This is a genomic window from Caballeronia sp. AZ10_KS36 (assembly GCF_023631105.1).
Lineage (GTDB): Bacteria > Pseudomonadota > Gammaproteobacteria > Burkholderiales > Burkholderiaceae > Caballeronia.
The window spans coordinates 268,573-293,609 of sequence record NZ_JALQDQ010000040.1 but is presented as its reverse complement, the minus strand read 5'-3'; the positions used below and the strand labels follow the sequence as shown (position 1 = coordinate 293,609).

At 63.1% G+C, this 25,037-nt stretch carries 22 protein-coding genes; 14 read left to right on the top strand and 8 right to left on the bottom strand.

The genetic code is table 11. The annotated features are described in order from the left end of the window. Nucleotides 1-32: 32 nt before the first annotated feature. The 8 genes from NCR35_RS26795 to NCR35_RS26760 form a co-directional block, all read right to left on the bottom strand. The gene (locus NCR35_RS26795) at nt 33-1,346 is read right to left on the bottom strand and encodes a cation:proton antiporter (RefSeq protein ID WP_250536941.1); all 1,314 of its coding nucleotides are present in this window, start codon (nt 1,344-1,346) and stop codon (nt 33-35) included. Between the two features lie 12 nt (nt 1,347-1,358). Further along, the gene (locus NCR35_RS26790) at nt 1,359-2,183 is read right to left on the bottom strand and encodes a tetratricopeptide repeat protein (protein WP_250536940.1); all 825 of its coding nucleotides are present in this window, start codon (nt 2,181-2,183) and stop codon (nt 1,359-1,361) included. A 1-nt stretch (nt 2,184) separates the two neighbouring features. Next, nucleotides 2,185-3,129, bottom strand: a complete 945-nt coding sequence (gene ku, locus NCR35_RS26785) for a non-homologous end joining protein Ku (protein ID WP_250536939.1) — start codon at nt 3,127-3,129, stop codon at nt 2,185-2,187. Between the two features lie 62 nt (nt 3,130-3,191). Next, entirely contained in the window at nt 3,192-3,599 is a 408-nt protein-coding gene (locus NCR35_RS26780) for a response regulator (protein WP_250536938.1), read from the bottom strand. A gap of 189 nt (nt 3,600-3,788) precedes the next feature. Further along, nucleotides 3,789-4,535, bottom strand: coding sequence for a glycine betaine ABC transporter substrate-binding protein (locus NCR35_RS26775; RefSeq protein WP_250536937.1), 747 nt, complete (start codon nt 4,533-4,535; stop codon nt 3,789-3,791). 14 nt (nt 4,536-4,549) lie between these two features. After that, nucleotides 4,550-5,203: an oxygen-insensitive NAD(P)H nitroreductase gene (nfsB, locus tag NCR35_RS26770; protein ID WP_250536936.1), complete on the bottom strand. Its 654-nt coding sequence runs from the start codon at nt 5,201-5,203 to the stop codon at nt 4,550-4,552. Between the two features lie 32 nt (nt 5,204-5,235). Next, nucleotides 5,236-6,462 carry an L-dopachrome tautomerase-related protein gene (locus tag NCR35_RS26765; RefSeq protein ID WP_250536935.1) on the bottom strand — a complete coding sequence of 409 codons (1,227 nt, stop codon included), beginning with the start codon at nt 6,460-6,462 and terminating at the stop codon, nt 5,236-5,238. Nucleotides 6,463-6,519: 57 nt separating this feature from the next. After that, on the bottom strand, nt 6,520-7,527 hold the full coding sequence (locus NCR35_RS26760) for a zinc-binding alcohol dehydrogenase family protein (protein WP_250536934.1): 1,008 nt from the start codon (nt 7,525-7,527) through the stop codon (nt 6,520-6,522). 140 nt (nt 7,528-7,667) lie between these two features. On the opposite strand from NCR35_RS26760, the gene NCR35_RS26755 reads away from it, so the two are divergent. The 14 genes from NCR35_RS26755 (at nt 7,668) to NCR35_RS26690 (ending at nt 24,936) form a co-directional block, all read left to right on the top strand. After that, the gene (locus NCR35_RS26755) at nt 7,668-8,600 is read left to right on the top strand and encodes a LysR family transcriptional regulator (protein WP_250536933.1); all 933 of its coding nucleotides are present in this window, start codon (nt 7,668-7,670) and stop codon (nt 8,598-8,600) included. 418 nt (nt 8,601-9,018) lie between these two features. Then, the gene (locus tag NCR35_RS26750) at nt 9,019-10,251 is read left to right on the top strand and encodes an urea ABC transporter substrate-binding protein (RefSeq protein WP_250536932.1); all 1,233 of its coding nucleotides are present in this window, start codon (nt 9,019-9,021) and stop codon (nt 10,249-10,251) included. A 64-nt stretch (nt 10,252-10,315) separates the two neighbouring features. After that, on the top strand, nt 10,316-11,185 hold the full coding sequence (locus tag NCR35_RS26745; protein WP_250536931.1) for an ABC transporter permease subunit: 870 nt from the start codon (nt 10,316-10,318) through the stop codon (nt 11,183-11,185). Between the two features lie 9 nt (nt 11,186-11,194). Continuing rightward, a complete protein-coding gene (locus NCR35_RS26740; RefSeq protein WP_250536930.1) occupies nt 11,195-12,274 on the top strand; it encodes an ABC transporter permease subunit in 1,080 nt (359 codons plus the stop codon). Next, nucleotides 12,271-12,981, top strand: coding sequence for an ABC transporter ATP-binding protein (locus tag NCR35_RS26735; protein ID WP_250536929.1), 711 nt, complete (start codon nt 12,271-12,273; stop codon nt 12,979-12,981). Before NCR35_RS26740 ends, NCR35_RS26735 begins: the two co-directional genes overlap by 4 nt. Continuing rightward, nucleotides 12,978-13,685 carry an ABC transporter ATP-binding protein gene (locus NCR35_RS26730; protein ID WP_250536928.1) on the top strand — a complete coding sequence of 236 codons (708 nt, stop codon included), beginning with the start codon at nt 12,978-12,980 and terminating at the stop codon, nt 13,683-13,685. Before NCR35_RS26735 ends, NCR35_RS26730 begins: the two co-directional genes overlap by 4 nt. A gap of 12 nt (nt 13,686-13,697) precedes the next feature. Beyond that, a complete protein-coding gene (locus tag NCR35_RS26725; RefSeq protein ID WP_250536927.1) occupies nt 13,698-14,684 on the top strand; it encodes an acetamidase/formamidase family protein in 987 nt (328 codons plus the stop codon). 81 nt (nt 14,685-14,765) lie between these two features. Then, on the top strand, nt 14,766-15,920 hold the full coding sequence (locus NCR35_RS26720) for a transporter substrate-binding domain-containing protein (protein WP_250536926.1): 1,155 nt from the start codon (nt 14,766-14,768) through the stop codon (nt 15,918-15,920). A 1-nt stretch (nt 15,921) separates the two neighbouring features. Further along, the gene (locus NCR35_RS26715) at nt 15,922-16,572 is read left to right on the top strand and encodes an ANTAR domain-containing response regulator (protein ID WP_244851578.1); all 651 of its coding nucleotides are present in this window, start codon (nt 15,922-15,924) and stop codon (nt 16,570-16,572) included. Nucleotides 16,573-16,617: 45 nt separating this feature from the next. After that, nucleotides 16,618-17,382: an SDR family NAD(P)-dependent oxidoreductase gene (locus NCR35_RS26710; RefSeq protein ID WP_250536925.1), complete on the top strand. Its 765-nt coding sequence runs from the start codon at nt 16,618-16,620 to the stop codon at nt 17,380-17,382. A 29-nt stretch (nt 17,383-17,411) separates the two neighbouring features. After that, entirely contained in the window at nt 17,412-18,953 is a 1,542-nt protein-coding gene (locus NCR35_RS26705; protein ID WP_250536924.1) for an amidase, read from the top strand. 256 nt (nt 18,954-19,209) lie between these two features. Beyond that, entirely contained in the window at nt 19,210-20,235 is a 1,026-nt protein-coding gene (adhP, locus tag NCR35_RS26700; RefSeq protein WP_250536923.1) for an alcohol dehydrogenase AdhP, read from the top strand. Nucleotides 20,236-20,354: 119 nt separating this feature from the next. Further along, complete coding sequence (locus tag NCR35_RS26695) at nt 20,355-22,853, top strand: glycogen/starch/alpha-glucan phosphorylase (protein WP_250536922.1); 2,499 nt, start codon at nt 20,355-20,357, stop codon at nt 22,851-22,853. Beyond that, the gene (locus tag NCR35_RS26690) at nt 22,840-24,936 is read left to right on the top strand and encodes a glycogen debranching protein (protein ID WP_250536921.1); all 2,097 of its coding nucleotides are present in this window, start codon (nt 22,840-22,842) and stop codon (nt 24,934-24,936) included. Before NCR35_RS26695 ends, NCR35_RS26690 begins: the two co-directional genes overlap by 14 nt. Nucleotides 24,937-25,037 lie beyond the last annotated feature (101 nt).

The following is a 25,037-nucleotide window of genomic DNA, read 5'->3' as shown; positions in this document are numbered from 1 at the left end:
CGGACTACCACGCCTCAAACAGCGCAACGTGTTCAGCCAGATTGCTTCCGGCTGAGATAGCGATCGAGGAGGGTAGTCGCTGTCGCGCCGTGCAGAAATACCGAAAGTACGATGGCCGCCAGAATGATCGGCAGAAGCGGCCCCACGCGGTCGTGCCCGGCCTTCTCGAGCGAAAACAGCAGATAGTAGAACGCGCCGACGCCGCGCAGGCCCAGCCATCCGGACAGAAGCCGCTGATGCCGGTCCATCGACGAGCCGACGAGAGACAGGGTGCTGCCAAGCGGCCGGGCCACAAGGAAGAGAAACAGGACCGGCCAAATAACCGGCCATTGGATCAGCTCGCGCCAGTGCGCCGACACGACGCTGCCGATGATGACCATCAGCCCCAGTTCGACGAAGCGTTCGATCTCGACCGAGAAGCCCATCATGTTCTCCGCGATATACGCGTGAGCCGTTTCCGGATCTTTGGCCGCTTCTTCCCGCTGCCCGCGCTCGACGGATTCCAACACCTCCCTCGGCGGTTTGTCGCCCGTCGCCTTCATTTCCTGCCGTCGCAGCGCGACGCCGGCGGCGAAGACCGCAATGAAGGCATAGCCATCGACGATCAGGGTCGCACCGTAGGCCAGCGCAACGAGTCCGAGCGCAAGAAAGCCTTCGAGCCCCAGCGCATGGTCGTACTTCGTGCGCAGCTTCGTCACGAGCACGACCACACCGGTGCCCAACGCCCAACCGCATATCGCTGCGCTCGCCAGTCCCCACGCGATCGCAAGGGCGAACGTCCACGGATCTCCGCTGCCGAGACTGCCGATTCCGCAAAGCGCGAGCGCAATGAAGACCATCGGGGAGGCCGCGCCGTCGTTGAGTCCGCCCTCCGATGACAGGGCGAAGCGCAGGGGTTCATCGTCGCCCGCTTCTTCGACGCGCAACTCGTTGGCGAGCACCGGATCGGTCGGAGCGAGCGCGGACGCCAGCAGCAACGCAGGGCCTGCGGCGAGGCCGAGCCCCCATCGCGCGGCGGCGAACATGGTCGCGATGGTAATCAGCATCGCTGGACCGGCGAGGCGCAAGGTCAGTCGCCAGAGCGGCCTCGAAAGCTCGACGCGCAGATACATTCCGATGGCGAACAGCGACACCATAAGCCCCGCTCCGGTGAGCGTGCGAAGCAGGCGCACGTCGCGCTCGATGTCGATGTTGAGCAGCCCGACGCACGCCGGACCAAGGACGAAGCCGACGACGAGGTACACCATTGCGCCGGTCATCGGCAGCCGCTCGACGATTTTGCGGCCCAGCGCCATCAGCACCATCAATGCCCCGACGATCAGGAACCAAACGGCTTCGATCGTCATCGACGTCTCCTGTCAGAGCTTCTGCAGTCTGCGAAACTGATTGAAGTGGCGAATCGCCAGGGTCGCTTCGCCCAGTTCTTCGTGGATGCGCGCGGCGTTGTAGTGGGCATCCGCGAACTCGGGGTCGTGTTCGATGCAACGCTCATAGAACTGCAGTGCCTCGCGAAAGCGGCCCGAATCTTCGAGCGCCACCCCAATGTTGAACAGCAGCACCGGGTCGTTCGCGCGGTATGCCAGCGCGTCTCGATACACCGCTATCGCCTCGTCGAACCGCTCGCTGTCCATGAGGATGCCGCCGAGGTTCAGCGATGCGTCGGTATAGTCGGGCGCGCGTTCGAGCGCTTGCCGATAGGCCGCTTCGGCGGCATCGATATCGTCGTCCTCAAGAGCACGCGCCCGCCGGAACAGTTCGACGGCTTCTTCACGCGCCCGCTGCTCGCGCGGCGCTTGCATGGAGGCGACGTTTCCCGGCGCCTTCGCCTGCTCGAAGTCCAGCAGCAACTGGCCGGTCTCCGCATCCCACTGGCGGCTTGCCTCGTCCCGCACCGCGACCCGGTCGCCGACCGCAGCCACGCGCACGCCAGTGAGCGATCCTTCACGCCCCCAGTTTTTGCGAAGGTGGTCGAGCGCGCGGACGATCTTCATCGGCGAGACGCCAGCGACGCGCAGGGCATGCGCGGTCCTGAGCATGACGATGTCCTGAAAGGTGAAGCGCCGCTCGCGTTTTTCACCGCTCGCCGGTGACACCAAACCCGCAGCGATCATGCGTTCGACGACGCTGCGCGACACGCCGAGCATGCGTTGCACGTCGCGAAGGCTGTAGCCGTCGTCTTGCATGTCACCGCTTCGTGCCCGTTTTGCGGGCCGGCGCCGGTTGGTCCTCGCTGGCCGCGCGGCGCACGGCACGGCGCCTGGGCGCCGGAGTGGCTTCGGCCGCTTCTTCCGCCGGCGCGGCGGTGCGCGCGCTCTTGCGCGCCGCTCGCGCAGCGGTCGGCTGTTCGGCAGGCGGCTTCTTCTTCAGGCTCGCCCGCAGCGCTTCGACAAGGTCGATCAGTTGTGCTCCCGGCTGCTCGACGGCCGGCGCGGCGGTGATCTTGTTGCCCGCGATCTTCTTGTCGATCTCGGCGAGGATGCGCTCTTTCTCTTCGTCCTTGTACGCGGCTGCGTCGTAGCTGTCGACGCGATACTGCTCGATCAACTGCTCGGCGAGCTGTAGCTCTGTCGGCTGGATCTCCGTCTCTTCGATGCCGATGTCGGCCTGCGAGCGCACCTCGTCGGCGTAGAGCAGGGTCTGAAGGATCAATCCGTCGTTACTGGCGCGCACCTGCACCATGTGTTGCTTGCCCTTCCATGTCCAACGGGCGAGCGCGCAGGTCCCGCTATCGTTCATCGCCTTCTGCAGCAGGCGGTACGGTTTGCCGCCGCGCTTGTCGGGTGCGAGGTAGTAGGGCTTGTCGAGGTAGATGGGATCGATCGCCTCGGTCGGCATGAACGAGACGATGTCGATGGTGTGACTGGCGCTCGCTTCGAGCGCATCGAGCTCGGACTTCTCGAAGATCACATACTTCTCTTTCTCGAACTCGTAGCCCTTGACCATATCGGCGCGCTCGACGACCTTGCCATCGTGCGGGCAGACGTACTGCTGCTTGAGCCGGGTGCCGCAGTCCTTGTGCATCAGGTTGAAGCCGACCCCGGACTTGCTTTCCGTCGCCGCATAGACTTTCACCGGGACGGAGACGAGTCCGAAACTCAGAGTCATGGACGCAATCGAGCGAGCAGCCACGGCGGCCTCCCATTGAAGGTAATGGCCCGTTCAACGGTACGCGCCTATGGCGCTTATGGCGCTCATGGCGCTTTCGCGGCCTGGGCCTCGTCCGCGCGCACGTGCCGGTCCAGCCCGGCCGTGACACGCCATTCTTCCAGCACGCGTTCCAGCAGATCGTAGGTGACCGGCTTGCACATATAGCCATCGAACGACGGAAAATCATTGTCGCCCAGATCGTGCCTGCCGGTAATTGCCACCATATAAGCGGTCTGCGAGGCGCCTTCCTGCCTCAGACTATCGCACGTGTGCCGGCCATCGCCGTCGGGCAGGTCCACGTCAGCGAGGATCACGTCGAATAGCTGCGCGCTCGCCAGTTGGCGTGCCGACTCGCACTCGTGCGCGACCGTCACCTCATGACCCATTTGCTCGATCAGCGCCGCAAGACCCGCTGTGAAGTCCCGATCGTCGTCGAAAACGAGAATCTTCATATTATCTCTCCCCGGCGGGCGCTAGACGGTCGCCCGCATGCGCCTCGACGCAACGCAAAAACCATGCCGTGAGTGAATGCGGCCGGCAGCGCGAGGCCTCCGTTGTGCGACCAAGTCTACGCAGCCGCTGCGCTGTAATATTTTCGCGACTGAGTTGCGATAGTACTGGAGCTTCTATTGGCGTCGAGCCTAACCGGCGCGAGAGAGAACGAAGTCTAGGCGGCTCGTTTCACGATTCCCCAGAGTGAGCTGCCGCAATGCATGCAAAGCGGCTTGCGGGATCTTCGCGAGCGCCGCTTTGCGCACGATCAGCGTCGCTTCGTCTGTGCCGCCGAGAAGTCCCTTCGGGTCCTTCAATTCTCGAATGCGGTACTGCTCATGCAGGTACTGCGGGCTCCACAATGGCACGACGACCCAGCGCCGCTCCTTTACGGCGGCTTCGAAAGCGCGCACGCAATCGTCGAGCGTGCCGTTCTCGAAGTAATAGCCGGCCTCCTGCAAACCGTACTGAACGATCATTTCCCGAGAGAATCGACTGATGCCGGCTCCGGGGTTGATGCCCTGAATGAGTTTCGTCATTTTCGCGGCCACGTCCGGCCGCTTCAGGTCCGCAACGCTGTTCACCGCGCTTTCCGGCACATAGTCAGGCACGCCCCACAAGGCGTACGGACGATAAAGCACGGTGATCTTGTCTACCTCATGCTCGAACGGCCCCAGATAGATACCGTGGCTGCTGGGCAGCCAGGCGCTGCTGAGCATATCGGCCTTGCCGTCGCGCAGGATTTCGAAGGCCTGCTCGTGCGGAGCGAATACTTCGTCGACCGCAACACCATGCTCATGCAACAGGCGCCGAACCGCGCCGGATGCAGCGCGATGAAACGAGAGATCGATAGTGACGAGTGTGATGCGGGGATGGTCTGAGGCAGCGCCAGTCATGATCGCTCTCCCGTTCAGATAAAGGTGAAAACCTGTTCGCGCGGCAAACGCGACTTGGGCAGATCGGCGTTGAAGTCTTCGCCACTGCGATGCCCCAGCGCGACAATGACCACGCTCGTGAGCCCTTTTTCGCGCAAGCCCAGACTTGCATCGAGCGCGCGGCTGTCGAAGCCTTCCATCGGCGTGGCATCGACGCCGAGGATGGGGGCACCGAGAAGCAGCCCACCCAGTGCGAGATATACCTGCTTCTCCATCCACTGCGGCGTGTCGCGCAATTCGTACTTGTGCATGTCCACGTACGAGCGGCGGCTCTTGTCCTGACCTGCCTGCATCTGCGGTGTCTTGAAACGGCCGTCCGCCGCCTCGCGCTCGAGAATGTTTTGCAAATGGCGGTCATCCATTGACTCGCGCATGCACATTGCGATGACATGCGATGCGTTGAGCACTTTCGGTTCGTTGTACGCGTAGGCGCCGGTGGTCGATTGAGCGATGCGGGCGCGGCCTTCGGGCGTTGAGGCAACGACGAAATGCCACGGCTGCGAATTCACCGACGAGGGCGACTGATGCAGAACGGTGAGCAAAGTTTCGATCTGCTCGGCCGGTACGGGCGTGCCTGCCTCGAAGGCTTTGACGGTGTGACGAATGCGAACGGCATCAGCGAGATTCATGATTGGACTCCGGTGCTGGATAGGTAAATGCGTCAGAACGTCGGTGCGGGGCCGGCGCCGATTCGTACGCGGAAGAGGGCGTACGGCTTCTTGCGCTCGTCCTTGCCGGCGTGAAAGACCGGTTGGCGATGCAGCTGATTAGCGGTGAAGTACAGATATCCGTCGGTGCCGACCGACAGCGTGTCGGGCCACAGCACGCGCGGGTCGTGCACGATGGTCCGCCACTCGCCGCCCGGTTCGAGCTTGCGGATGGAGTCGTGCTCGTAGTCGCCTGCATAGACGGCGCCGTTCGCATCGCTTTCGAGTCCGTCAGACGCGCCCTTCTCGCCGAGGTCTTTCACAGCGGCCGAAAGTTGTGCTTCGCTGATCGAGGGATCGCGCAGCATCGCGGTGGGCACCGAATACAAATGCCGGCTGGAAAGGGGGCAGTAGTAGAGCGTCGTGCCATCAGGCGAAAGCGCGATGCCGTCCGAGGCGACGGTGAACGGCGCGCTCTTGCCGTTGGCGTCCCGCACTTTGAGGGCTTCGCCTTCGACCACGGGTACGAAGCCCGGATCGGCGGAGGTCGAAACGTCGCCGGTAAGGCGTCGTAATGCCTTGCCCGAATCCAGATCGATCACGATCAATCCACCGGTGCCGCTCAACGACGAGTCGGTCACATACGCGACGCCCGCTTTGCCGACGCGAAAGTCGAACCGCACGTCATTCACGTAGGTCTGTTCGCGCATGACATCGGCCGGAAAAACCAGCGTCTTCACGACGCTATTCGTCGCCAGGTCGATGGCGACGAGCTTCGCACCTCCGGCTACCGGACTCGAAAAGTTGGGCGCGGCCGTGTCGAGTACCCACAGTCGGCCGCGGCCGTCAGCAACCACGCTTTGAACGCTCAGAAAGTGCGTGCCGGGATGAGAAGCGTCGGCGCGATTGATCTCCGCATTCGGATACGCGACCACCTTGCCGTCGCGCAACTCGGCAACGGTGGCCTGAACGTCGTCGCCCCAGCGCGGGAAGTTGACGAAGATCCGCCCGGTCTCGGTGACGCTCACGCCCGTGGGCATCGGACCCATGAATGTCGCGACTGTTTCGATCGACCCGATGGCGCGTTCCGTGGCTTGGTTCGACGACGGCCGATGCGACGCCGCCGCCTGAGCGAGCGCGGGATGCGCCACGACGCCCGCGAAGCCCAGCGCCGCTGCAATTGCAATGACGGCGCGGCGTATCGGATGGCTGTTCCTGCTTTCTCGATGGATGGAAGGCATGGCTGTTCTCCAGTTGTGTCGATGTTGCATGCGGCGCAAGCGCGAGGTCCGCACGGACTAGAAGTTTTCCAGCACGATCTTTCCGCGAGCACGACCGCTCTCGATGAGCGCATGAGCGCGGCGCAGGTTCGTTGCGTTGATGGTTCCGAAGTGGTCGGCCATCGTGGTGCGCAGCGTGCCGTCGTCGATGAGCGCAGACACGCGGTTAAGAATCTCGTGTTGCCTGACCATGTCGGCGGTTTCGAATAGCGACCGCGTGAACATCAGTTCCCAATGCAGCGAAATGGACTTGCGCTTGAGCGGCATGGCATCGAGCGTGTCGGGGTCGTCGATGACGCCGAGCCGGCCTTGAGGCATGAGTGCCTCGACAAGCTGCGGATAGTGAAGATCCGTCTGGGTCAGGCTCGCGACGTAACGCACCTGCGGCGAGCCGATGCTGCGCAGGCCTTCCAGCAAAGGTTGCGAGTGATCGATCACGTCATGCGCGCCGAGTGCTTCGACCCATTCACGTGTTTCGGGGCGGGAAGCGGTGCCGATCACGCGCAGGTTGGTGAGGCGGCGTGCGAGCTGTGTGAGCATCGAGCCGACACCGCCAGCCGCGCCGACGATAAGCAGCGCGTCCCCCGCGCCTGCGTTCTCCGCCACGCCGAGCCGGTCGAAGAGGAGTTCCCACGCAGTCAGCGACGTCAACGGAAGCGCTGCGGCTTGCGCGTTCGAGAGCGTGGCGGGCTTGCGGCCGGCAATGCGCTCGTCCACGAGCGCGTATTGCGCATACGCGCCGGGGCGGGCAATGCTTCCCGCGTAGAAGACCTTGTCGCCTCGCGCGAACATCGACACCTTGTCGCCCACGGCCTCGACGGTTCCGACGGCGTCCCAGCCGAGCACGCGCGGCGTTTCGGTCGGCGAGCCCATGCGAACTTTGGTATCCACCGGATTGACGGCGATCGCGTCGATTTTCACCAGCAGGTCGTGCGGCGCCGGTTCAGGCGTGGGCAGGTCGAAATCGACGAGAGCGTCGGGATGGTCGGCGGGAAGGCCGTGCTGCGTATAGACCACTGCTTTCATGTGCTTGCTCCAGGTACGTGATGGCGGATCTCGGCGGTCACCGTGCTGATGTGCCGCTGTCGTGTGGCTGAATTCTGGCGCGACCGCACAGGTGTGAGAAAGCGGTTAAATTAGGCAGGACTTTCACTCCTGGAATGAAAATGGTCCGCTTGGAAGACCTGCAACTCTTTGTCAGAACCGCGGCGCTCGGCAGCTTTTCGAATGCGGCGAGGGAGGCAGACCTTCTGCCCGGCCAGGTCAGCGCGGCCATCTTGCGGCTGGAGCGAGAGCTCGACGTCCGGCTCTTCGCGCGGTCCACACGCAGTCTCAAGCTCACCGCAGAAGGCGAGCAGTACCTTCCCTATGCGGAAGAAGTTCTCTCCATGCTCCATGAGGGCCGCGAACGTCTGCATGGAGAACGACATGCCCTGCAAGGCATCTTGCGCATCGCGGCGCCATCCGATCTGGGCCGCAATAGCCTGCTGCGTTGGCTGGGAGCGTTTCGCGATCTCCATCCGAAGCTGACCTTGCGGCTGTCGTTGTCGGATCATGTGACCGACGTCTTTCGCGATCCGGTGGACGTGGCCATCCGCTATGGGTCTGCGGAACAGGCGAGCTATGTTGCGCTTGCCCTTGCCGTGAACAATCGAAGGGTGTTGGTGGCCTCGCCGGAGTACCTCAAACGGCGCGGCTCACCGGCTTCTCTCGATGAACTCGTGTTGCACGACTGCCTGCCCTATGTCCTGGCGGGGCGCGTGTACGACCGCTGGTCGTTTCCATTCAACGGCGTGCGGCGGCAGGTGACGGTGAGGGGCACGCTGCTCTGTGACGACGCGGAAATCGCAAGGCGATGGGCGGTGGAAGGCCGGGGCATCGCCTATAAATCGTGGCTCGACGTGCACGACGACGTGCTGGCCGGCCGATTGCAGGTTCTGTTGCCCGACCAACCGGGGGAAACGGTGCCGCTGAACCTCGTGTGTCCGCACCGCCGTCAGTTCTCGCCGGCGGTGAGATATCTTCACGCCCATCTCAGCGAACGGGTGCTGCCGATGAGCGCAGCCATGCGCGAGTACGCGAGCGCGCGCGTGGAATGACCATGAAGCGTTCGAGCGCGGCACCGACTCTGCCGCTCCGACGAGCGCGCGGCATGAAGCGAGCCGGTCAGAACGGTGATTGCTCAGTGGAGACATCAGGGAGTTGTCGCATGCAATCGCACGCAATTCCGAGCGATGCTGCCACGTTGGTCGGTCCCCCTAATGTTCTATCAGACGGACCGGCGTCGATCACGATACGCCCCCGTCACGAAGCGATGCATTCAGGGCCCTTCTATTTTTGACCGCCGTTGACAACTGAAAATTCGACGCATTAGACTGCCTCATACCTCGCGGCCTGACAAAGATGTCCGCCCGAGGACCCGGCACAGAAGCCCCCTGACGAACCGACGGTTCGTCAGGGGGCTTTTTTTTGTTCGCATTTTTCCCTTGTTTCTGCGCCCACTTCTGGAGAATCCGCATGTTGCTGAAGCCGTCGGGCTGGATGCGTCTCGCCCTTACCGCAGGACTTGCACTGACTTCGCTCGCATCGAGTGCCGCCGATCCCGTGAAGATCGGCCTGCTGGAAGATGCCTCGGGAAACTTCGCACTGGCGACGATCCCGAAGATTCACGCCACGCAGCTCGCCGTCGATGAGATCAACGCCAAGGGCGGCATCCTCGGACGTCCGGTTTCACTGATCGCCTACGACACTCAGTCGGACAACACCAAGTTCCAGGAACTCGCACGGCGTCTCGTGCAGACCGACAAGCCGGATGTGATTTTCGGCGCCTTCTCCAGCGCGTCGCGCGAGGCCATACGGCCCATCATGGATCGCGCGCATCAGCTTTACTGGTACGACAATCAGTACGAAGGCGGCGTGTGCGATACCAACACCTTCGTCACGGGCGCGGTCCCCGAGCAGCAATTCTCGACACTCATTCCGTGGATGATGCAGAAGTACGGCAAGAAGGTGTACACCATCGCAGCCGACTACAACTTCGGGCAGATTTCCGCCGAATGGGTGCGCAACATCGTCAAGGAGAACGGCGGCACGATGGTCGGCGAGGAATTCATTCCGCTGTCCGTATCGCAGTTCGGCCAGACGATCCAGAACATCCAGAAGGCCAAGCCCGACTTCGTCGTGACCTTGCTGGTCGGCGCGAATCAGGCCTCGTACTACGAACAGCAGGCTTCGGCCCATCTCAACCTGCCGATGGCGAGCTCGGTGAACGTCGGTCAGGCGTATGAGCACAAGCGCTTCAAACCGCCCGCGCTCAAGGACATGTACGTGACCGCGAACTACGTGGAAGAAGTCGATTCGCCCGCCAGCAACGACTTCAAGAAGCGCTTCCACGCGAAGTTCCCGAACGAGCCGTACATCAATCAGGAAGCGGCGAACGCGTACGACGCCATCTATCTGTATAAGGCGGCCGTCGAAAAGGCCAAGACGACGAATCAGGATGCGGTGCGCAAGGCGCTCGAAACCGGCATCTGCACGGAAGGCGCGCAAGGCAAGGTCTGCATGGACCCGAAGAGCCATCACGCGAGCCATACCATTTACCTCGTGCATGTGAAGGACGATCACTCGGTCGATATCCCGAAGGTCTGGAACGACGTCCAGCCGTACTGGCTAGGCAAGGTGGGCTGCGATTTGCCCAACAAGCCGGATCACCGCCAGTACACGCCGTCGAACCTGCCCAAGAAGTCCTAATGGGGCCGGCGCGCGCTCGCAGAACATAGCGAACGCGCGTCCGCCTTCTGAACGTGGAGCATGCATGGCCACCTTTTCCGTTCTCTACTCGCTCATCTATCAGTTCGGCGACAGCTTCGCCTATCTGGTGCTCGCGGCGCTCGGTCTCGCGGTGATCTTCGGCATGATGGGCGTGATCAATCTCGCGCACGGCGAGTTCATCATGTGCGGCGCGTATGTGACGATCATCGCGGCCAAGCGCGGGTTGCCGCTTCCGCTCGCTATGCTGCTCGGCGCGCTCGCGGCGGCGCTCGCGGGCGTCGTGATCGAACGGCTCGTCATTCGTCATCTGTACGACCGCTTGTTCGATTCCGTCGTGGCGACGTGGGCCATCAGCCTCATCGTGCAACAGACCATGCTGCTCGTCGCCGGTCCTTCGATAGAAGGCATCGGCACGCCGTTCGGCTCGTTCTCGCTCGGCGACTATTCGTTTTCGACATATCGCGCGCTGTTGCCGGGCATTGCGCTCGCCATCCTGCTCGGGCTGTATGTGCTGTTCTTCAAGACGAACTACGGCGTCTGCGCTCGCGCCACGATTCAGAACGCCAACATCGCGCAATGTCTCGGCCTGCGCACGGACCGGCTCTACACGCTGACGTTCGCGCTCGGCGCGGGGCTCGCCGGGCTGACCGGCGCGCTGTATGCGCCGACCATGACCGCAGTGCCGACGATGGGCAGCAACTTCATCGTGCAGGCCTTCGTGTCGGTGGTGGTCGGCGGCGCAAACGTGATCGCCGGGACGACGCCCGCTGCCGCCGTGCTCGCCGTCATCCAGACCGCACTCACGGCCTCGTATGGTCAGTTGTTCGGCCAGATCGGCTTGCTGGTGACGGTCATCGTCGTGATCCGGCTGATGCCGCAAGGTCTCGGCAACCTCTTTTCCCGCGCGCGCTAGGAGGCAAACGTGAAGCAAACGAAAGAGCCTTCGCGGCTGTTCCCGGCCCGCGCCACGCGCGCGGTCCAGTACGTGCCATGGCTCGTAGGGCTCGCGCTGCCGCTCGTCGTGGACGCCACCACGAGCGGCAATCTCGCGTACTGCCTGTTGTGGGCGTTCGGCGCGGTCGGCCTCGCCGCGATGTGGGGCTATGGCGGCATCCTGTCGTTCGGGCAGACGGCATTTTTCGGCTTGGCGGGCTACAGCTACGGCATCTTCACGCTGAACTACGGCGATGCCTGGTTCGATTCGTGGCTGGGTCTCATCGCGGGACTGGCCGTGAGCGTCGTCGTGGCGGCGCTGATCGGCTACATGATCTTCTACGGCCGTATCAAGGGCGTGTTCATCGGTATCGTCACGTTGTCGGTGACGCTCGTGCTCGAAACGTTCATGTCGCAGACGGCCGGCCCGCAGTGGGCGATCGGCGAAGCGCGTCTGAACGGCTACAACGGCATGGGCGGCATGCCGCCGCTCACGATCCCGTGGCCTGGCGGTCCGCTGACGCTGGAAAACGCGAGCTTCTACTACCTCGTGCTGATCCTGTTGATCGTGGTCTATGCCGCAATGCGCAGGCTGCTCGACGGCACGTTCGGGCTCACGCTCATCGCCATTCGCGAGAACCCGCAGCGCGCCGAGATGCTCGGCGTCGACATCCGCCGGCATCAGCTTCTGGTATTCGTGCTCGGGTGTACGCTCGGCGGCTTGTCGGGCGCGCTGTACACGGTCTGGGGCTCGTACATCACGCCTTCGACGATGGGCCTCACGTCCGCCGCCATGCCCGTCATCTGGGTGGCGACGTCGGGCAGGAAGAGCATCGGCGGAACCGTTCTCGGGACCGCGCTGCTGGTGTGGCTTTCGCAGAATCTCGCGGTGTACGGCAGCCAGTACGCGCTCATCCTGCTCGGCGCGATTCTACTGATCGTCGTGCTGGCCGCGCCGGAAGGTCTGCTGCCGTTCGTGACACGGCATCTGCGGCGTCTGAGCCGCCGCCCGGGTCAGGATGCGCGTCTAGGCGGCGCATGTCTCAAACGTGAGGAGGGCAAGTCATGACCACGCTCCTGGAAACGCGCGGACTCAAGAAGCACTTCGGCGGCGCGCATGTCATCAACGGCATCGACTTCAGTATCGATGCAGGCGAGATCCGCTGCGTGATCGGCCCCAACGGCGCGGGCAAGAGCACGTTCTTCAAGCTCATCACCGGCGAGCACCGGCCGTCCGAGGGCAGCGTGATGTTTCTCGGCCAGGACATGAGTCATGTGCTGCCGCACGAACGCATTCGCATGGGCATGAGCATCAAGTTCCAGATTCCCGGCGTGTTCCCGGATCTGAGCGTGCGCCAGCATCTGCAGTTGTCGCTGCATCGCGCAAAGGACGACCGGCCCGAAAGCCTCGATGAACTGTTGCAGCGCTTCATGCTGGAAGACGAGGAGCGTGTGCTCGCCCGCAATCTGTCGCACGGCAAGAAGCAATGGCTCGAAATCGCCATGGCGGTCTCGCTGCGTCCGAAGCTGCTCTTTCTCGATGAACCCGTGGCGGGCATGTCCGTCGAGGAAACGCATGCGACCGGCGAACTCATCAAGCGTCTTTCGGCGGCCGGTCTCACGATGATGGTCGTCGAACACGACATGACCTTCGTCAAGCAGATCGCGTCGCGGGTGACGGTGCTCCACGGAGGAAGCCTGCTCGCCGATGGTCCGCTCGACGAGATCCTCGCCCGCGATGATGTCGCGGAAGTCTATCTGGGGAAGAAGAAATGAGTGCGTTGCTCCAGGTGTCGGGTGTGGAAGCGGGATACGGCGGCGGCCGCGTGCTCAACGGCGTGTCGTTCGGCGTCGGGCGGGGCGAAGTGCTCGCGCTGATCGGCCGCAACGGCGTCGGCAAGACGACGCTGATGCGCGCGTTGATCGGCCTGATCGGCCTCGATGGCGGAAGCATCGAACTGGATGGAGAAGCCATCGGCCACGAGAAGCCGTATGTCCGCGCGCAGCGGGGCATGGGCTATGTGCCGCAGGGCCGCGAGATCTTCGGCGCGTTGACGGTTGCGGAGAACCTGCAGGTCGGCGCGCAGGCGAATCGCGCGCAGGCGGCGCAGATGAAGGACAAGGTCGTCGGCTACTTTCCGATTCTGAAGAAGCGGTATCAGCAGAAAGCGGGAACCATGAGCGGCGGCGAACAGCAGCAGCTTGCCATCGCGCGTGCGCTCATCAGTTCGCCGAAGGTCGTGTTGCTCGATGAGCCGTCCGAAGGCATCCAGCCATCCATTGTCGATCTGATCGGCGAAACGCTTCAGCAAATCGCGCATGAAACAGGGATCGGCGTGGTGCTGGTCGAGCAGGACATGGGAATGGTCGAACGCATCGCGACGCGCTGCTGCGTGATGGACAAGGGCCGTATCGTCGAGACGCTGAGCCCGGCGCAGCTCGCGGACGAACAACTGATTCGCCAGTATCTGGCACTGTGACGGAGACGAAACATGAAATGGCTTGAAGACTCGATCATGATGAAGCGTGGCGTCGGCGCGGATCGTGAACCGGTGGAGCACCATCTGACCGAGGAGATGCAAAAGACCTATCACTACACCATCGGGCCGTACTCGCAGCCGGTGTTGCATGTGAAGCCGGGCGATCGCGTCGTGGTCGAAACGCGCGATGCGTTCGAAGGCAAGATCAAAGAGGAGACCGACAAGCCGTCCGAAGTGCTGCAGGTGCCGTTCCTCAATCCGCAGAACGGCCCGATCATGATCGAGGGCGCGGAGAAGGGCGATGTGGTCGCCGTGTACATCGAAAAGATGGCGCCGCGCGGTGACGATCCGCATGGCTTCTGCTGCATTATTCCCAACTTCGGCGGACTGACGGGCACGGACTACACCGCGCTTCTGAACGAGCCGCTGCCGGAAGTGGTGCGCAAGATCAGGATCGACGAAGAAAACGTGTACTGGAGCAAGCGCAATACGCTGCCGTACAAGCCGCATATCGGCACGCTGAGTCTTTCGCCGGAGATCGACTCCATCAATTCGCTCACGCCCGACAACCACGGCGGCAACATGGACGTGCCCGACATGGGACCGGGCAGCATCACGTACTTGCCGGTGCGCTCGCCGGGCGGGCGGCTCTTCATCGGCGATGCGCACGCTTGTCAGGGCGACGGCGAAGTCTGCGGCACGGCGGTCGAATATCAGAGCACGACGACCGTGCGCGTCGATCTCATCAAGAAGTGGCAGATCGACTGGCCGCGGCTCGAAAACGAAGACGCGCTCATGAGCATCGGCAGCGCGCGGCCGCTGGAAGACGCGACGCGCATTGCCTATCGCGAACTGGTGCTGTGGATGGCCGCGGAATACGGCTTCGACAAGTGGGACGCGTACATGATGCTCAGTCAGGTCGGCAAGGTTCGACTGGGCAATTTTGTCGATCCAAAATACACGGTTGGCGCGATGGTCGCCAAGCACTACCTCAAGTAACGCTTCGGTCAGACGAAACCAAGGCAGTCGGCATCACGCGCGGGGCGTCCGTTCCGCGCGCATTCTAGAGTGCGTCACGAAATGGCTTTGTCCGATCCCATCCGAGTGGGCCTGCTGTGCTCGACGAGCGGCTCGACCGCCTTGCTCGAACAGTCTCAATGGCGCGGTGCGCGCCTCGCCGTCGAGGAAATCAATGCGCGCGGCGGCATTGGCGGGCGCGAGCTCGTCGCGATTCACTACGACCCCGCGTCCGATCCGGCCGTGTTCCGCGAGCTCGCCGAGCGGCTGATCGTGAAGGACGGCGTCAACACGATCTTCGGCGGTTACACGTCGACGAGCCGCAAGGCGATGCTGCCCGTCGTCGAGAAGCACAACCGGCTTCTCATCTACGCGCAGATGTACGAGGGCTTCGAGTATTCGGACAACATCATCTACAGCGGCGCGTCGCCTAATCAGAACGGCGTGCAACTGGCGGACTTCATGACGGAGACCTTCGGCGCGCGCGTGTACTTCGTCGGTTCCAGCTACGTCTATCCGTACGAATGCAACCGCACCATGCAGGAACTGCTGCTTCAGCATCCCGAAGGCGCGATCCTCGGCGAACGGTATCTGTCGCTCGACGCCACGCGCGAGCAGTTCGAGCAAGTGGTCGCGGACATCCGGCGCAAGTCTCCGGACTGGATTTTTAGCACGGTCATCGGCGCGACGGTGCCGTATCTTTACGACGCCTACGCGCACGCGGACTTCGATCCGTCGCGCATGCCCATCGGCAGCCTGAATACGTCGGAGACCGAAATACACGCGATGCAGCCCGGCATCGCGGCAGGACACATCACGGCAGCGCCTTATTTTCAGAGCGTCGATACGGAAGAGAATCACCGCGCCGTGGCGCATCATCAGTCGCGCTACGGTTCGGACACCCCGACCGACATGAACTGGGAGGCTGCGTACTATCAAATGCACATGTTCGCCGAAGCCTACGCACGGTCGGGTTCCGACGAGATCGGCGTCATCATGCCGCATCTTCTCGGATCGGAATACGCGGCGCCGCAGGGCCGGGTGCGTATCGATCCCGTGAATCATCACATGGCGCTCTATCCGCGCATCGGCCGCGCGAACGCCGATGGCCAGTTCACCATTCTGCGCGAGTCGAAGTTCGCCGTCGGCCCCGACCCGTACATGACGCGCCAGAAGCTCGGGGACTGGGTCACGAAGCTGAGCACGCGAGAGTACTGACGTGAGCGCGCGAACAGACAGAGGTCAGCGAAGCCTCACGGGTTCGATTCTCGAGCGCAATGCTCGCGTTGTCGTTTTTCATCCGGACGACGACGACGGACTGACGCTCACGAATCATCTGCGGCGCATGGGCTTTCAGGTCGAGCGATGCTGGCCGCCCACCGACACGCTGCCCGAGAAGACCGATCTCGTGTTTCGGGCGTTGCTGCCCGAAGAGCGCGCGCCGAAGGGCGAGTGGTGCGGGCCGGATGCGCCGCCCGTCATCTGCGTGGTGGCATACGAGAACCCGACGTTCATCGATCAGGCGATCAAGATGGGATCGGACGGCATCGTCACCACGCCGATTCGCGCCTCCGGCCTGCTGTCTACCGTGGTGATGGCGCTCTATCACGCGAAGCGCGCGCGTCAACATACGCAACGCATTGCGAGGCTCGAACAGAAACTGCTCGACAGCCGGCACTTGCAGGAAGCCAAGAGCATCTTGATGACCATGCATCGCGTGAGCGAGCGCGAGGCTTACGACATGCTGCGCGCCCAGGCAATGGAAAAGCGCGTGACCATCGACGACATCTGTCATTCGGTCATTCAGGCGGGCGAAGTGTTGCAGATCGCGCGCGGGCTGGATTCGGAGGACGGGCGCGACAGGGATTGAACGCGTCGCGCCGCCCATTCATCGACACATTTAGGAGCGGCGAACATGGACCTGCAACTGAAGGGCTTGAAAGCGATCGTGACCGGCGGCACCAAGGGCATCGGTCTCGCGATTGCGCGGACGCTGGCTGCCGAGGGCGCCGATGTGGCCATCTGCGCGCGCGACGAAGCGAGCGTCGCGGCGACGGCGAGCGCGCTATCCGAACTGAGCGGCGCGCGGGCGTCGGGTGCCGCCGTCGATGTCTCCGATGGCGCCGCGCTGAAGGCGTGGGTCGAACGTGTCGGCGCGGAGTGGGGCGGGCTGGATATCGTCGTGGCCAACGTGAGCGCGCTTGCCATCGGCAACGACCTCGAATCGTGGCGCAAGGAGTTCGAAACCGATCTGCTCGGCACGGTCAATCTCGTCGATGCCGCCATGCCTTATCTCACCGGGAGCAAGGCGGCGTCGATCGTCGCCATATCGAGCGTGTCGGCACGCGAGATCGACTTCGCGGCCGGACCTTATGGCGTCTTCAAGGCCGCAATCGTGCACTACATGCAGGGGCTCGCGAATCAACTCGCCTCGAAGGGCATTCGCGCGAACACGGTCTCGCCGGGCAATGTGTACTTCGAAGGCGGCGTGTGGGACTGGATCGAGCATAACGATCCGGCGCTGTTCGAACGGGCGCTGGCGTTGAATCCGACCGGCCGTATGGCGCGGCCGCAGGAGATCGCCAATGCAGTGGCGTTCGTCGCCAGTCCGGCAGCGAGCTTCGTGAGCGGCGCGAACATCGTCGTCGACGGCGCGCTTACACGCGGCGTCCAGCTCTGAGGAATCAATCAACTCAACGGGAGCATCGAATGGAAAAACGCAGCGCAATCGACGTGGATCTCGCGACCCTCACGGTCGATGCCGTGCAGGACGGATTCAGCACCGGCCGGTTCACCGCGGAAGAACTGGCGCGCGCCTGCTTCGACTGGATCGAACGTCATAACGACAGGTATAACGCGCTGATCTTCCTGAATCCCGCCGCGATCGACGATGCGCGCAGGATCGACGAGCGGCGCGCCGCCGGCGAAGCATTGGGGCCGCTCGCGGGCGTGCCGGTCGTCATCAAGGACCCGATGGACATGGTCGGCTTTCCGACCACGGCGGGATGGTCGAAGCTGTACAGCAAGACGGGCGGCATCGACCTGATGCCCGAGCGCGACGCGCCGGTTGTCGCGCGCATGCGCCGCGCGGGCGCGGTTCTGCTCGGCAAGACGAACGTTCCTATTCTAAGTCACACCGGATCGCATGCGAACGATAGCTGGGCGGGTCCGACGATCAATGTCGCGATGCCCGACCGCGTGCCGGGCGGCAGCAGCGCGGGAACGGCGGCGGCGGTGGCCTCGGGCATGGCGGTGCTCGGACTCGCCGAGGAGACCGGCGGGTCCATCCAGAACCCCGCATCGGCGCAGGACCTCGTCGGCATCAAGCCGACCATTGGGCTCGTGCCGAACGCGGGCGTGATGCCGCTGTCGGGCAATCGCGACGTGGTCGGGCCGATCGCGCGCAACGTGAAAGATGCGGCGCTGTGTCTCGACGTGATCGCCGGTTACACGAGCGAAGACCCGAAGACGCTCGCTGGCGTCGGCCGGCAACCGGAAGGCGGCTATGCGTCGGCGCTCGACCCTGATGCGCTGAAGGGCAAGCGCATCGGTCTCTATGGTCCCGGCTGGCGCGACCAGCCGCTTTCCGACGAGGCCGCGGCGCTGTACGAGCGCGTGAAGGGCGAGCTGGCATCGCTCGGCGCGACGCTGATCGACGATCCTTTCCAAGGGTCCGGCTTTGCCGAACTGCGCAGGACGACTCCGCCGCTGCGCAATTTCGACGCGCGCGGTCTCGAATCCATCCCCTACGACGTCGAGAAGTATCTGGAGCGTCTCGGCAAGCACGCGTCGATCAAGAGCTTCGCGGAATTCGCGGAGGCCACGAAAGACGAAGACGCTTTCGCACCGAACGGCGTGTTGAACTTCATGCACAGCCTGGCGGATTTCGAGGCCGCGCTGGCGAATCCGTCGCTGCCGCCGGAGATGCCCGAATTCATCGAACTGAAGGCGCGTTATCTGCGCATCTTCGAGCGCGTGTTCGACGAGCAGCGACTCGATGCCCTCGTCTTTCCGCAGATGAGGTGCGAGCTTCCGCCGTTGCACGGAAAGGACACCATTCAGGAGACGACGGTGGGAGAGATCAACATTGCGGGCTTGCCGGGCATCGCGGTGCCTGCGGGTTACTACGCGTCCGGCTCGCCGTTCGGGCTTATTTTCGTGGGTCGCCAGTGGGACGAAGCGGCGCTGCTGGGCCTCGCCTACGCCTATGAGCACGGCGCGGGCAGGCGGAAGACCCCAGTGCTTGGCTGAAGCGCCTTTCGCGCTGCAGCGGCATTGCGGCGGGGGCTCGGCTGCGTGCTGTCGGCGTGCGCGTATGACATCGTCGACACGGATTTGCGCCCCCACACACCAATCACCCCGGATTCGACCCGCAATGCCACGCCGGCATCCTGTCCCGCGCTTCGCTTGACGTGAGTCAAAGGCCGCACGATTCAGCCGCGCATACTGACCGCTCATTCGGCGCCTCGTCGCACGAGTCGCCTCACACCGTCCAGGGGAGTGGTTCATGAGCAGGTCGATGAAAGCTGCAGTCGTTCACGCGTTCGGCGAACCTTTGCGCATCGAAGAAGTGCCGGTTCCGACGCCGGGCCGCAATGAGATACTCGTGAAGATCGCCGCGTCCGGTGTCTGTCATACGGATATCCACGCAGCCGACGGCGACTGGCCCGTGAAGCCCGCGCTGCCGTTCATTCCGGGTCATGAAGGCGTCGGTTACGTGGCCGCCGCCGGGGCGGACGTTACGCACGTGAAGGAAGGCGACCGCGTCGGCGTGCCGTGGCTTTATACAGCGTGCGGTTATTGCGAGCATTGCCTCTCCGGCTGGGAAACGCTTTGCCATGCGCAGAAGAACACGGGCTACTCGGTCAACGGCGGCTATGCGGAATACGTGCTCGCCGATCCCAACTATGTCGGCCATCTGCCGAAGCAAGTCGCCTTCGATCACATCGCGCCGATCCTGTGCGCGGGCGTGACCGTCTACAAGGGGATTCGCGTGACGGACACGCGGCCCGGACAATGGCTCGCCATTTCCGGCATCGGCGGGCTCGGGCATGTGGCGGTGCAATACGCCATCGCGATGGGACTGCATGTGGTCGCGGTGGATGTCGAACCGGGCAAGCTCGCTCTGGCGCGCGATCTCGGGGCGAAGCTGGCAATCGATGCATCCGTCGATGATCCCGCCGCCGTCATCCAGAAGGAGATCGGCGGGGTGCATGGCGTGCTGGTCACGGCCGTGTCGCGCGGCGCGTTCGCGCAGGCGCTCGGCATGGTGCGCCGGGGCGGCACGGTCTCGCTGAACGGCCTGCCGCCGGGCGACTTTCCGCTGCCCATCTTCTCGACTGTGCTGAACGGCATCACGGTGCGCGGCTCTATCGTCGGCACGCGGCGCGACCTTCAGGAAGCACTCGACTTCGCCGCCGAAGGCAAGGTGCGCGCGCACATTCGTCGTGACCGGCTGGAGAACATCAATTCCGTCATCGCCGATCTGAAAAGCGGGAAGGTGGACGGCCGCGTCGTGCTCACGCTGGAGTGAATGCCGCGAACTGCGCGTGTCCACGAACGGCACGCGCATATGCGACGCGCGGGGAAAGGCCGTGAAGTCTGCGTCTCTTCACATGTCCTTTCGACGATATGCAAGGCGAGGAGGCGATGATGAACAATGCTCCCGTGGCAGATGTAGCCTGCCGCATCCGGACGGCAGCGAGTGACGTTGCCGGCTCTTCCCTGCTGCATGACGTCGTCAGGAATCTGATCTGCCGGCAAGCGCGCTATCCCGACATTGCCACCGCGCAAGACTGGTATATGGCGCTTGCCTACAGCGTCAGGGACCGGATGCTGGCGCGCTGGGCCGCGTCGACGAAGATCTACGCCGCGAGAGACGTGAAGATCGCCTGTTACCTGTCGGCGGAATTCCTTATCGGTCCGCAGCTCGGTAACAACCTGCTGAGTCTGGGCATGCAGGACGAAGCGCGAGAAGCGATGACTTCGCTCGGCCAGAACCTCGATGCGCTGCTCTCCATCGAGGAGGAGCCTGGGCTCGGCAACGGTGGACTAGGGCGGCTGGCCGCGTGTTACATGGATTCCCTTTCGACGCTGGAGGTACCGGCGCTCGGGTACGGCATCCGCTATGAATTCGGCATTTTCGATCAGGAGATACGGGGAGGCTGGCAAGTCGAGGTCACCGACAAGTGGCTACAGAACGGCAACCCATGGGAGATCGTGCGACCGGACGTGTGTCACTACGTCGGCTTCGGCGGATACACCACGCAGCGGACCGACGAGCAGGGCCGTCTGCGCGTCACCTGGATACCGGCGCGGCAGGTGAAAGGCGTTGCGTGCGATTTCCCGGTGCAAGGCTATCGCGTGGGCACCTGCAATCTGCTGCGCTTGTGGAAGAGCGAGGCCGTGGAGTCATTCGATTTCGAAGACTTCAACGCGGGCCAGTATTATGAGGCGGTGCAGGAAAAGGTCTTGTCCGAAACCATATCGAAGGTGCTGTATCCGAACGACGAGCCCGAAATAGGTAAGCGCCTTCGGCTCGCCCAGCAGTACTTCTTCGTGTCCTGTTCGCTGCAGAACATGCTGTGGCTCATGGAATACAAGGGCACGTCCATCGAGCATTTCCCCGATCTGTTCGCCGCACAACTCAACGATACGCACCCGTCCATCGCGGTAGCCGAGTTGATGCGTCTGCTGCTGGACGTGCACGGGCTCGCGTGGGATACGGCGTGGGACATCACACAGCGCACGTTCGCCTATACGAACCATACCTTGTTGCCCGAAGCACTGGAAACGTGGGGCTTACCGCTTTTTCAGAGCATGCTGCCGCGTGCGCTCGAAATCATCTATGAAATAAATAGCCGCTTCCTGAGCGATGTGCGCCGCGCCTTTCCGGGCGACGAAGCGCGCGTTGTGCGGATGTCGCTGATCGACGAAACCGGCGAGAAGAAAGTGCGCATGGCGCATCTCGCCACGGTCGGCAGCCATGCGGTCAACGGCGTCGCCGCGCTGCATTCAGAGCTGTTGAAACAGACCGTGATGCGCGATTTCGCCGACATGTTCCCGGAGCGTTTCCTCAATGTGACCAACGGCGTGACACCCCGCCGGTTTCTGCTGCTGAGCAACCCGGGTCTCGCGCGTCTTCTGGATACGACCATCGGCGACGGATGGACCACGGATCTGTCGAGACTTCGCGCACTCGCGGCGCTCGCCGACGATGGCGAATTCCATGGCGCATGGCGTTCGATAAGGCGCACCAATAAAGCGGCGCTTGCCGACCGCATCCGGAACGTGACATGCATCGTGGTCGATCCCGACGCGCTCTTCGACATACAGGTCAAGCGGATACACGAATACAAGCGCCAGCATCTGAATGCGCTCTACATCATCAGCTTGTACCGCCGGTTATGCGCGAACCCGGATCTTGCTTGCGCGCCGCGCTGCTTCATTTTCGGAGGCAAGGCCGCGCCGGGCTACGCAATGGCCAAACTCATTATCCGGTTGATTACGGGCATTGCGGAAGTGGTGAACAACGATGCCGCCATCAGGGACCGGTTGAAAGTGGTGTTTTATCCCGACTTCAACGTGAAGAACGGCCAGTGGATTTATCCGGCAGCCGACCTGTCGGAGCAGATATCCACGGCGGGGAAAGAAGCGTCGGGCACCGGCAACATGAAGTTCATGATGAACGGAGCGGTAACGATCGGCACGCTCGACGGGGCCAACGTGGAGATTCGCGAAGAGGCGGGCGCGGACAACTTCTTCCTTTTCGGACTGACCGCCCAGCAGGTCGAGGAAACAAAGCGCGCGGGTTATCGTCCTGCGGAATACGTGGATTCGAACGACGAGTTGCGCGACGCGCTGGACCAGATCGCGCAAGGGCGCTTCTCGGGCGGGGACACTAACGTGTTTCGGCCGCTAATCGACAACCTCATGCACTCCGATCCTTTCCTCGTGCTGGCCGACTTCGCGGATTACGCTGCTTGCCAGGAGCGCGTGAGCGACGCATGGCGCGACGTCAGGCAATGGACGCGCATGTCGATCATGAACACGGCGCAGTCGGGCAAGTTCTCATCGGACCGGGCGATTCGCGAATACTGCGAGCGCATCTGGAATACTGCGGCAGTGAGAGTCGACCTTGCTCAAGGCTAACATCGAAAGCGCACGCCGCTACCGCGTGCAGCCGGGTTCGCGTTTTCCCGTCGGCGCGACCGTCTCGCCGGGCGGCGTCAACTTCTGCGTGTTCTGCCGCCACGCGACGGGCATGGAGCTGCGTCTTTACGCATCGACGGACAGCGTCGAGCCGTTTCAGATCATCCCGCTCGTCCGCGAGGAAAACAGAACGTTCTACTTCTGGCATGTCTTCGTCGAAGACCTTCCCGTTCACTGTTGCTATACGTGGCGTGCCCACGGTCCGCACGGCATGCCGCAGATGGACGACGAAGCCGCCAGCCGCAAGGAACTGCTCGATCCGAACGCGCGCGCGGTGAGCGAGCGCTTCTGGGACCGGCAACAGGCGAGCGAAGCGCAAGGACCGTCTAACGCATGCATCAGAGCCATCGTCACGGAGCCGCTGGAGACGACCTACGACAGTGACGTTCGCACGCTCGACGACGCCATCATCTACGAGTTGCACGTAGCCGGCTTTACGCGGCATCGGTCGAGCAATGTCCGCAATCCCGGCACCTTCGCTGCGCTGATCGAGAAAATCCCCTATTTGAAGGAGCTTGGTGTCACCCACGTCGAGCTGCTTCCCGTGATGGCCTTCGACGAGCAGGACGTCCCGCGCACGGCGGCTGCGAGAGGACTCACCAACTATTGGGGTTACAGCACGCATGGCTTCCATAGTCCGCACTCGGGCTACTGCGTGGAACCGGCTCGGGCGCCGCAGGAATTTCGCGCGCTCATCGACGCCATGCACGCGGCGGGCATTCGCGTATTGCTGGACGTGGTGTTCAATCACACGGCGGAGGCGGGCGTAACGGGGCCGGTGATCAACTTCAAGGTGCTCGCCAACGAGATCTTCTATCACGTCGATCCCGCCGATGCCGGGCGTTACCGCGATTACACGGGCTGCGGCAACACGATCAATTGCAATCACCCGCTGGTATCCGCCTTCATCTTGCGATGCCTCGAGTACTGGGTGCGCGACCTCGGCGTGGATGGTTTCCGGTTCGATCTCGCGAGCGTCTTCACGCGCGGCGAGGGCGGCGCGCTGCTGAGCAACCCGCCGTTGCCTTGGGCGATCGAATCGTCGGAGGTGCTCTCGCGTGTGCCTTTGATCGCCGAAGCGTGGGACGCCGGGGGGCTCTATCACGTCGGCGCTTTTCCCGGCATGGCATGGGCGGAGTGGAACGGACGCTACCGTGACGTGATACGACGCTTCGTGCGCGGCGATCCGGGCCTCGTCGGGCAAGTATGCACATGCATGGCGGGAAGCGCGGATCTCTATGAAGCGGATGGGCGGCTGCCTGCCAGTAGCATCAACTTCGTGACGTGTCACGACGGCTTCACCCTGCTCGACCTGGTGAGCTATGACACCAAGCACAACGAGGCGAACGGCGAGGACAACCGCGACGGCACGAACGACAACTTGTCGTGGAATTGCGGCGTAGAAGGCGAGACGCAAGATCGCTCGATCATGCGTCTGCGTCTCTCGCAGGCGCGCAACTTCATGGCGATCCTGCTTTTGAGTCAGGGCGTACCCATGATTCTCGCAGGCGACGAAAGCCTGCGTACCCAGCGCGGCAACAACAACGCGTTCTGCCAGGACAACGAGCTTTCATGGATGGACTGGCGCATGTCGAGCGACGCGCTCGCCATGTCGCGCTTCGTTCGGGAAATGATTGCGCTGCGCAAACGTCACGCGAGCCTGCGCCGTCGTCGCTTCCTGACCGGCCGGCCCGCGAAGGGCTGCTCTGAACCGGACGTCGCCTGGCACGGCGAGCGGCTCGGCGAGCCGCCGTGGCATGACCCTGGTGCGCGCCTCGTCGCGTTCACGCTCGCGGGTCAATCAGCGGAAGAAGCCATGCTGCATATCGTGCTGAACATGAATGACGATGCGCGTATCGTCGCGCTTCCTGGCCTTGGCAGCGGAAGCTGGCACCGCATTGTCGATACGTGGGCCGAATCACCGCTCGACATTGTCCCGGACAAGGAATTAGCGCGGACAGAGCGTGACACGTGCCGCGTAGAACCTCGCAGTGTGGTCGTCCTTGAATCGGGCGCAGATTGAGATTGCCCTGGTTCTTGAGGAACCGCTGGATTGCTTGCCTCGATTGCTTGCCTCGAGTCGGGCGCGCACGGCCGTTCAGCTTCGCGTGGCCTTGCCCTTGC